The organism is Limnoraphis robusta CS-951 (assembly GCF_000972705.2).
The window spans coordinates 1-10,043 of record NZ_LATL02000211.1; the positions used below are offsets into that span (position 1 = coordinate 1).

Sequence of the window (10,043 nt, forward strand, 5' to 3'; positions counted from 1 at the left end):
AAGAAACAACACCCAGAATAAATCTTTGTGTCTTTGTGTCTTCGTGGTGAATTTCCCCCTCAACAAAATGTTCTCGATAATAGAGACAAAAGAAACAACACCCAGAATGTGTCTTTGTGTCTTCGTGGTAAATTTCCCCCTCAACAAAATGTTCTCGATAATAGAGATATAAGAAACAACACCCAGAATAATTTTTTTCTATTTTTAAAATTTACTTTGTAAATTTTCAGCTTGTTGATGAATGATTTGACGTTCATTTTCAGAGATTTTATCCAGATGAGAAAGAACTAAATTCATTCGTCCTTGAGACTTGAGTTTTTCCCGATGTCTATCGAGAAAATCCCAGTAAAAAACGTTAAAAGGACAAGCTTTTTCTCCCGTGCGAATACGGGGGTTATAAATACAACTTTTGCAGTAATCGCTCATTTTATTGATATAATTTGCTGAAGCAGCATAAGGCTTAGAAGCGAGAATTCCGCCATCGGCAAATAATCCCATACCAATTACGTTTGTTTGCATCACCCAGTCATAGGCATCAATAAAAATAGCATGAAACCAGTTTTCAACTTCTTGGGGAGAAAGTCCGGCAATTAACGCAAAATTACTTAAGATCATTAACCGTTGGATGTGATGAGCATATCCTGTCGTTTCTACTTGAGATAAGGCTTGATGTAAACAGTTCATATCGGTTTTTTCAGCATCCCAAAAAAACTCCGGTAAAGGTTGAGTGTGATTAAACCAATTGTGTTCGGAATAATCAGCATCCATGACTCGATAAATTCCGTGCATATATTCTCGCCAACCGAGAACCTGGCGAATAAATCCTTCTACACTATTAAGCGGTAAGTTATTTTGATGATAAGCTGTTTCTGCGGCTTGAATCACTTCAAAAGGATGCAGTAAACCTAGATTCAAATAAGGAGAGAGTAAAGCGTGCCATAACGTTTGTTCACCCGTGACCATCGCATCTTGATAGGAACCGAAAAAAGCCAGACGTTGTTCTATAAAATTTTGCAAGACTTCCAAGGCTTGTTGGCGAGTCACCGCCCAAGCAAAGGGTTCAATTTTTCCATATAATGGAAGTGAAAGTTGTTTAACTTGTTCAAGAGTTTCTTGGGTGATTTCATCCGGTTCAAACTCAAGGGGATGAGGAGGATTTAATTTTCCTTTGGGCGGTTTGCGATTTTCCTGATCAAAATTCCAACGATTTCCAATCGGCTGATCATCCGCCATCAAAATATTAAATCGTTTGCGTCCTTCTCGATAAAAATCCTCCATCAATAAACGTTTCCGACGCTTTGACCATTGCTGAAACTCGGGTTCACTCCACAGAAAATGGTTATTTTCCAGCCAATTCAGTTGACAAGGTAACTGTAAATTTTCGATCAATTGTTGGAAAGGTCTATCATTGGGAATCATGACTCTAAGTTGAGTAATTTGATGATCTTGAATCCATTTTTTCAGGGGAAATTCCACAGATTCCTCTGTAATAATATAAGTTACAGACCAGCCTGCCTCTCGCAACTCAGCCGCAAAATGTCGCATTGCTGACCACACCAACACCAGTTTTTGTCGATGATAAGGTCTAACTCTCACAAAGTCTAGAGATTCAATCAAAATAATCGGTGTATCCTGATGAGAATCACAACTTTTTAATGCAGCTTGTTGACTCCAAAGCTGATCTCCTAAAATCCAAATACCTACTGTCATTGAACTGATTTCCTGATTTAATTTTCAGAGCGGCGGTGTTGTCTTAATGTTTGAATCTCGAATCCGTTTAGTTTGATTAAAATCCCGAAAAAGACGAATTGTCAAGAGAGAATGCTTCCTCAGAATCAATTCTGGAAATATCAAGATTTTGTTTCAAAGAGGAATTAGACCTGATCAGCAGCATTTTATCGCAAATCATATACTCGGGGGAGGCAATCGAGGTTAACAAGGGTTACGATCTAAAAATACAACTGAAAGATCACTTATTATAGAATTGGAGTATATAATCTCACCGGATCGGGTTGGCAATCTCACCGCAGAGTTAGTTTACTCCCTACCCTAGCCACTCAACTTTTAAAGCTTACATTTGCCTTTTTCTCGATCTAGTCTTACTTTAATTTAGGTCAAATTACTCTCCTATCATGCACCCTCAGTTCAAACAGTTCAAAACGGACTATGCCTAAACCCAGTCAATCCTCCTTTCGTCGCATTCTGCTGTCCCGGATTTTACTGCTCAGTGTTCCGGTTCTTCTTGTTGGAGAATATGTCACCTATCGCAAAGCAAGATCGGGTTTATTAGAAACTGCTCGTCTGAATTTAACTGAAAGTGCAGTCGATATGGCAGAGTATATTAACAACTGGATAAAATTTCTTCAGTCTAATCTAATTTTAGCAACTAACAGCACAATATTACAATCCGAACAAATCGAAAATTATCAACAGTTTATCAAGCAGCTTGAACAACAACTTCCCACGCAAGTCAACTGTCTACAACTGGTTGATATCCAAACCAATGAAGTTCAGGCTAGCAGTTGTGGAAACGAAGCCATTATTTCCACTCCCTCTAACCTCTGGGTTCAACAAAAACCCTCAAATCAGGTTTTAAGCCCAGCGAATGTTTACATTCAAAATAAAGAGTTTAAGTCTAAAATCGACGAGGAAACACCCGTCTCCGAAACTTCCGCAGCTATTACCCCCTGGAATAATAAAATTCAGTTGGTTTTTATGGCTCCCGTTTATATCACCAATGCCGAAACAAATCAACTCCGTTACGTGCTTATTTTAGAATCAAATTTACCCTTATCCTCTAAAGATAGACCCAAATCCTTAACCGGTTTTACCGTTGTTCTAGATGAAGCCGGTCAAATTATTGCTCATCCCGAAGCTTCAAAAGTTGGAGTGAATATTAATCAAGAAGTTGACGGTCCCCGTCTGCAAAATATCATTAATAGTGCCTTATCAGGAGAAAAAGATTTTGTTCATCTATTCTTCTTTGATCAAAATGGGAATGAATTACTCGCCGGATATAATGCCATTCCCAGTCCGATTTCTCAGGAAAAGGGAAGTCAATGGGTGATATTAGCCGTTACCAGTTTAGATGATGCACTCTCCGGTTTAAAAGACATCAACTCCGTTTTATTTTATTTAACGATTAGTTTAATTGCCGCGAGTATTATTGCAGCCCTTTATTTATCGAGAGACTTGGCTCGTCCTCTCGAACGGTTAAGAGATTATGCCTTAACAATTAATAGCCGAGAATCACCGAAACCTGTCCCGCAAAACTTGAGAATTCGAGAATTTATTCAACTTGGACAAGCCATTAGTATTATGGTTGAACGGTTGCAATCAAGAGCCTCTGCTTTAGAATTAGCCACCCAAGAAGCACAAATAGCCAATCAATTGAAAGATGAGTTTCTGCGAGTGATTTCTCACGAACTGAGAACCCCACTCAATGGCATTATTAACTCCCTGCAATTTCTCCGAGATGATTTGTGCGACAGTCCCGAAGAAGAACAAGAATATTTGGATATGGCGAATGAATCCGCTCTGCATTTATATAGTATCGTTAATGATATTTTAGATATTGCTCTGATTCAAGAAGGCAAGTTTTCAATCAACCCAAAAACCGTTGATTTAGTCAAAATTATTCAAGAAGTCATTGCCATTCACAGCTTAGAGATTAACCAAAAAGGTTTAAAATTAAAACTGCACATCGAAAAACCGATTAAGGTTTTAGCTGATTCCGATAAATTGAAACAAGTTTTTGTCAATATTTTGAGTAATGCCGTTAAATTTACAAAAAAAGGCAGCATTACCATCACAGCCGATATTCAACCCATCGTTCACTGTGATTTAATTTCCTATGAATCCTGCGAGGAAAAATCTCAAGTGATTATCACCGTCAAAGATACCGGAATCGGAGTCGCTCTCGATAAACAAGATAAACTCTTTCAACCTTTCGTCGTCGTCGATGGTTCAACCACTCGAGAATTTGACGGCATTGGCTTAGGATTAAGCATTTCCCAAAGTTTAATGAAAATGATGGGAGGTTCAATTGAACTTTATAGCAAAGGCGAAAACCAAGGTACAACCGTCACTCTTTCTATCCCCGTTGTCTCATCCCCATCTGATACAAAATTGCGTTAAAATTACGGTAGGGTTCATCAAACCCATTAATCTTTTGAGACAAGGGAAAGTGTTGAAAATTTGATGGACTCGACTTTAAAGTTGAATCGGTTTTCCCCCTTGTTGAAGAGACTCACTTAAACCACAAAGAACCCGCACTAAATCAGTCCCAATTTCACCCGAAGAAATCGAACAAACTTGATTGTGACGAATACAATTTAAAAAGCGATCGCAAACTTCAGCCAACGGTTCAGCAGGTTCGACTTCAACCGTTTCACATTCAACCCCAGCCGCTTGCCAACCTTCTCCCACCGTCTCTAAATAGCCGCGTTGTAAGGTTAACGGCCTATCTTTTAACATCTCATCAAAAATCAACGTTCCTTCACTCCCCACAAGCGCCAAACGTCGCTGTTTATCCGGGTTCAACCAACACAAATGTAAAAACGCTTGAAAACCTGACTCATAAGTAATCGTTGCCATCACCACATCTGACAACCCCGAAATATTATTAGAAATAGGAAAACTCGGACTACTCAAATCAAAACTGCGATCCGGTTGCAGCCAAACCGTTCCCGTTGCTTGTACCTCAACAGGTTTTTGTCCTAACCAAGTATTAAAAATCCCAATATCGTGAATCGCTAAATCCCACAACGCATCTACATCTTGTCGTACAGGTTCTAAGTGAGTCCGAGCCGCATAGCCATACCGCAACTGTCCCAACTGTCCTTGTTCAATCACCGCTTGACCTTTCGTAACCGCCGGATGAAACAAATAGGTATGATCGATGAACAGTTGACGATTATGCCGTTTAGCCAAGCTACAAAGGCTCTGTGACTCCGAAAGTTTCAGCGTGAGAGGTTTTTCGGCAAAAACATGATAACCCCGCTCTAGAGCCTCATAAATCAGGGTATAGTGCGTTGAAGCGGGAGTCGCAATCACAACAGCATCCAGTTCACAGTCGTTAATCACCTTAAACCAATCCGTCTCCAACTGCACCGTATCATCAAGCAGCAAACGCTCCTTAGCCTTTTGAAGTCGTTCAAAATGAGGATCAGCGATCGCCACCACCTGCGCTTGAGGATGTTGATAAAAATTGCGGATCAAATGGGTTCCCCAACGACCCGCTCCGAAAATAGCAACTTTGATCGGATTTGTCATCTGTTCATCGTCCGTAATTAGAATCAAAAAATTGAATTAATCTTGAGTTTTCTTTTGAGTCGGAACCACCAAAATCCTATAAGCCTCTTGAGCCGCTGCTTGTTCAGCCGCCTTGATCGAACGTCCGCGACCTTCACCCACAGATTGACCTTGAAACCAAACTTTAGCCGTGAACCGTTGATCATCGCCCATCGGCCCGCTTTCTTCTACGGTATATTCGGGTAAAACTTTATAATAACTTTGCGTCCACTCTTGCAGTGCAGCCTTGTAGTTTTGACGAGCCGGATCGCGTAAAATCTGAGTCGCTCCCTTTTGGAAGTGAGGTTCTAGCCAGGGACGGATCAGTTGTAAATTTTGGGTACTCAAGTACAAAGCCGCCAGTATCGCTTCCAAACAGTCCGCTAAACGTGACTGGTTCCCCATGCGATCTTGCGCCGCACTCCCGCCAATTAACAAATATCGACCCATGCCATAACTTTCGGCAATTTCTGCCAAAAACCGATCACTGACCAACACCGAGCGAATGGCGCTAAACTCTCCAACAGGTTGATTGGGATAAGTTTCCCACAAAAATTCGGAAGCCGCCAGTCGCACAACAGCATCTCCCACAAATTCTAACTGCTCATAGTTAGCTTCCGTTGAAATCGAAGGATGCGTTAGGGCCAGATCTAACAAATGCCACTTAATGGCGTCTTGTTCCGACAGTCCCAAACGTTCAACCAGCTTCTGCAACTGACGTTGGCGGTTTGGATAGCCGATTTTCATTGGGTTCTCACCTCTCTAACCTGCTGGAGACTCCCGTTATAATCTTTTTGATTTAACGGTGAGAGGAAAGCAGGGCAGGGCGTACTGCTTCCTTACTAATTTTGAGAACCCCTACCGCCTTGGATGTACTAACGACATTCGACGTTTTGCATTCGCCTTTCGCCTGGACAGTTACAGGCTTGTGCGTTCTACCTGTACGCATAGGGGTTGTTTTTCGGCTTAACGCCTCTCCCTTTCGGGGTAAAGTGAGCTTCGCCAATGTTAGAGGTCGGTACTTTCCAATCAGCACTACCACTGACCCGACGCGACTGTTTAACTGCTTGGTTCTAGAGCGGGGGACTAGCTACGCATCCCCCGGTAGGAACTTTAACACTTACCTCTAACGTAGTGCGCTAGACACTTAGGCTGGTCAACTTGGGCTTTTTAAAGCCCCCGTTAGAGTCCTAGAACTTAACGGCGGGTTGTTGACAGGTTCGGAGCAATCCGAAAAAGAGAGAGTCAGACATAAGCCGGGTTCTGTTCTTTCAACTGCTAGCAGTCAAAAGGGCAGTTATCTATCTGGGATGTTTGTTACCAAACACCTCTAGCGGTGCCACCTCAACCGGAACCGGGAAAAGACCAACCGTAGTTCCTCCGACCTTGCTCCCACCTGGGGTTTACCGAGCCAACGCCTCACGACGTTGCTGGTGCGCTCTTACCGCACCTTTGCACCCTTACCCTTTCAGTGATCAGTAAACAGTTATCAGTTCTCAGTTATTCACTGTCTCCTGTCCCCTCTCTCCTGTTGACTGAAAAGGCGGTATCTTTCTGTGGCACTATCCTCACGATCGCTCGCACTGGGCGTTACCCAGCAGATTTAGTCTTTTGGGAGCCCGGACTTTCCTCAGACTCGGGTATTGAGTCCGCAACTGCCTTCGCTGACTCTCTCTAGTCCATAGTATCTCAAAATCTCTTGATTCCATCATCAGCTACATTTACAGGCGTCTAGTTTGTGATGTTTAATAACGGTGTTGTGTGAGGAGAACTAGATGCCGCGACTGTTTCGTTGGGCCACTACTATGATCAGTAGTTTGGCGATCGCAGTGGGTGTAGGACTGACTCAAACCTTACCGATGTTCGGATCATCGAATGAGTTCTATGGCGCTCGTTCCCTAGATGAATTAATTCAACTGCGAGATCAAATCATTCAAGAATTAGAAACGCCTGTTCAAGACTCTTCTGAACCTCGCTTTTTGAATTCTTTGTTATCGGAAACGCCTTCATTCAATCCCGATCAGGAGTTATTCCACAAGCTCAAAGAAATAGAAGTCCAAATCTTGATTGAAAACCGAGCCAATGATAACTGGAAACAAGCCATTCGTTTGGCGACAATCGCCATAGAAACCGAGAATAATTCATCAGATTCTTTAGGCCGCAAAAAGCAAGCCCAGCAACTTTGGCAACAAGCTATCGGCAATTTAAATGAAGTGCCGAAAAATTCATTAATGGCTAGCCAAGCTTCCCAAAAAATCGAACAATATCAAGTCAGCTTAATCGGCTTAACCAAACAAATCCAACTCGCTCAATCTTCTTTTCTAGAACAAATTCGCGCCGAAAGTAACTTATCAAAAACCGCAATGATTAGTGTTTGTAATCTCAACCGAGATTGCGCTCATCTGCGAGGCGAACACCCCCCCGCAAGTCCCGCCAGTTTGATTAAAGTTCCGATTGCGCTTGCCCTTTTAGATAAGGTTTCAAAGGAAAAGATTAGTCTCGAAGAACAAGTTTATGTCGATGGCGGAAACTTTACCGAAGATGCTTCATCAATTCAAGCTAGAAAAAGCTATTCTCTCAAACAATTAATGGGAGAAATGATCGATCATAGTAGTAATATTGCCACCAATCAACTGATTGATTATGTGGGTCAAGATTCTATTAATAATATCCTCAAAAAACAAGGCTATAAAGAAACTCGCGTTCAGTTTAAACTCATGGGCGATCGGATCATGCCCCGACGTCCCGGAAAAGGTCGTAACCGCCTGACTAGCAGCGAACTCACCGAAATGATGGTTAAAACCTATAACCATGAATATCCCGGTTCAGAAGCCTTAATAGAAGCCCAAAACCGCCAGTATGATCGAGCAATTGGTTACGCGGCGTTAGAAGGATTAAAAGCCGAATGGTTAGGCGAAAAAACAGGTCAAAATTCTCGCGTTTTAGGAACTACTTTAGCCGTTAGCATTGATGGCGAACGCTATATTATCACTGTGATTGACAATAATACAGGTAATATTTTTGAAATTCGTAAAGCCATCTCAAAAATTGCCGATCATATTATTCAAAACGGTCATCTTTAAACATTACTTGAATGATGGAATTCCTACCGTTAAAAACGATAATTCAAGGCGAAGGATTTCCGATTCTTTGCCTTCATGGTCATCCCGGTTCCCGTCAATGTATGTCTGTTTTTACCGATTATTTATCCCATCGCTTTCAAACCGTTGCGCCGGACTTACGCGGATATGGTCAGAGTCGCGCTTCTAGAAGCTTTCAAATGCAGGATCACTTAGTTGATCTCGAAAACCTACTCGATCAACTGAATATTCAACATTGTCTGATTTTAGGATGGTCTTTAGGGGGAATTCTCGCCCTAGAACTTGCGTTAAAATTTCCTCAACGAGTCACCGGGTTAATTTTAGTCGCCACCGCCGCTTATCCCCGAGGAAACCATCCGCCGATCACTTGGCTTGACTATGTTTATACAGGTTTAGCGGGAATGATTAACGGGTTGGTTCCCGGTTGGGAGTGGAATATTAACACCTTCGCAAAGCGATCGCTATTTCGATATCTTATTCAACAGCATACCCCCACCGCCTACCAATACATCGCCCGGGAAGCCTTACCCGCCTACCTACATACCTCTGGCTATGCCACTCAAGCCTTAAATCAAGCCCTCCGAGCCTCCTACAACCGTCAAGCGGAACTCGAACAAATACACTGTCCTTGTTTGGTTCTTGCAGGTGCGGAAGATCGTCATATTACAGCCTTATCTAGCCAAGCCACTGCTCAACATCTGCCTAACGCTCAGTTTCGTTGTTATCCTCAAACCGCTCATCTTTTCCCTTGGGAAATTCCAGAACAGGTTCGAGGCGATATTGAGAGTTGGCTGAATACTCAAGTTCTCTAATCAAATAATCCCTGTCCCCTGTTGGCTGTTTTCTAAACTAAGATTGAGGACTGAAAGCTGGAATAATCAGTTGATAAATCGTTTTTTCAAGATCTTCAGCAACCGTTAGGCGAGAGGGTTTACAGCGTCTAACCGAAACTTTGTAAGTGTTCACTCCTTCACTTTCGATGTCTTCTCGATAACCCACTTCAGCAGAATGAGCTTCTTTTGCCGTCAAAAAAGGCCCGAAATAATAAGTGCAATTTGGGCTTTCGGTAATGATTTCTACCCAAAACGCCAAGCCAAAAAAATTGAGCAAATTAATCAAAAGTTCTTTCATGTCTGTTTTTTTCCGTTTCTTATAAGGGCTAGAGATGCTGCTTCACAACTGGACAAAATCTGTCACTGATCCGATCAGTCAGTAATCGTGTTCTCTCAAGCTCAACTGGATATCAATCTTTACCCAAAGTTTGCCGCACACGCCCCTACCTTCAGGTATGGGGATATAAGGCTCTTTCTAATGCTAGAATAACTCTACTGGCAGGGTATTCAACCAGTTGAAAAACCCAGCATCTAATCGATGCAATGAACCTTGAAAACTTAAGGTACGGGGTTCTTGCCAGGAATGCTTTGGCCATATAAAACCTTAAAGCACCAAGTACAGAGAATCAAGCATTTTTTCTCAAGTACGGTAGGGCATACCGAAACTATCTCTGAAATGGGATGAACGACTGGGGAGACGAACCCCTCAAAGAGTAGGTCAGGAAACTAGCTTGCTGTAAGGGTTGTCAATGAATCAGTAATCCAAAGCCGTGAGGCTTGGAGAATCCCCTTTCTTTAGAAATGGGGAGTATGTCAA

At 42.2% G+C, this 10,043-nt stretch carries 7 protein-coding genes and 1 other RNA gene; 3 read left to right on the plus strand and 5 right to left on the minus strand.

Going from position 1 to position 10,043, the window contains the following annotated elements; translation table 11 throughout:
* Positions 1 to 204: 204 nt before the first annotated feature.
* On the minus strand, positions 205 to 1,710 hold the full coding sequence (locus WN50_RS17880) for a cryptochrome/photolyase family protein (RefSeq protein ID WP_046279781.1): 1,506 nt from the start codon (positions 1,708 to 1,710) through the stop codon (positions 205 to 207).
* A 456-nt stretch (positions 1,711 to 2,166) separates the two neighbouring features.
* Between WN50_RS17880 and WN50_RS17885 the strand changes: the two genes are divergently transcribed.
* Entirely contained in the window at positions 2,167 to 4,137 is a 1,971-nt protein-coding gene (locus WN50_RS17885; protein ID WP_046279782.1) for a sensor histidine kinase, read from the plus strand.
* A 75-nt stretch (positions 4,138 to 4,212) separates the two neighbouring features.
* Here the strand turns inward: WN50_RS17885 and WN50_RS17890 are convergent, their stop codons facing one another.
* The 3 genes from WN50_RS17890 to rnpB form a co-directional block, all read right to left on the minus strand.
* Positions 4,213 to 5,274 (minus strand): Gfo/Idh/MocA family protein, encoded by a 1,062-nt coding sequence (locus tag WN50_RS17890; protein WP_046279783.1) that lies wholly within the window; start codon positions 5,272 to 5,274, stop codon positions 4,213 to 4,215.
* Positions 5,275 to 5,310: 36 nt separating this feature from the next.
* Complete coding sequence (gene rnc, locus WN50_RS17895; RefSeq protein WP_046279784.1) at positions 5,311 to 6,039, minus strand: ribonuclease III; 729 nt, start codon at positions 6,037 to 6,039, stop codon at positions 5,311 to 5,313.
* A gap of 490 nt (positions 6,040 to 6,529) precedes the next feature.
* An RNA gene (gene rnpB / locus WN50_RS31045) (RNase P RNA component class A) lies at positions 6,530 to 6,964 on the minus strand.
* Between the two features lie 103 nt (positions 6,965 to 7,067).
* On the opposite strand from rnpB, the gene WN50_RS17900 reads away from it, so the two are divergent.
* Together WN50_RS17900 and WN50_RS17905 are read left to right on the plus strand one after the other, a co-directional pair.
* Positions 7,068 to 8,375, plus strand: a complete 1,308-nt coding sequence (locus WN50_RS17900) for a serine hydrolase (RefSeq protein WP_049560090.1) — start codon at positions 7,068 to 7,070, stop codon at positions 8,373 to 8,375.
* 14 nt (positions 8,376 to 8,389) lie between these two features.
* A complete protein-coding gene (locus WN50_RS17905) occupies positions 8,390 to 9,205 on the plus strand; it encodes an alpha/beta fold hydrolase (RefSeq protein ID WP_407659731.1) in 816 nt (271 codons plus the stop codon).
* A gap of 37 nt (positions 9,206 to 9,242) precedes the next feature.
* Here WN50_RS17905 and WN50_RS17910 read toward each other — a convergent pair whose 3' ends face one another.
* On the minus strand, positions 9,243 to 9,524 hold the full coding sequence (locus WN50_RS17910) for a DUF1816 domain-containing protein (protein WP_046279787.1): 282 nt from the start codon (positions 9,522 to 9,524) through the stop codon (positions 9,243 to 9,245).
* Positions 9,525 to 10,043 lie beyond the last annotated feature (519 nt).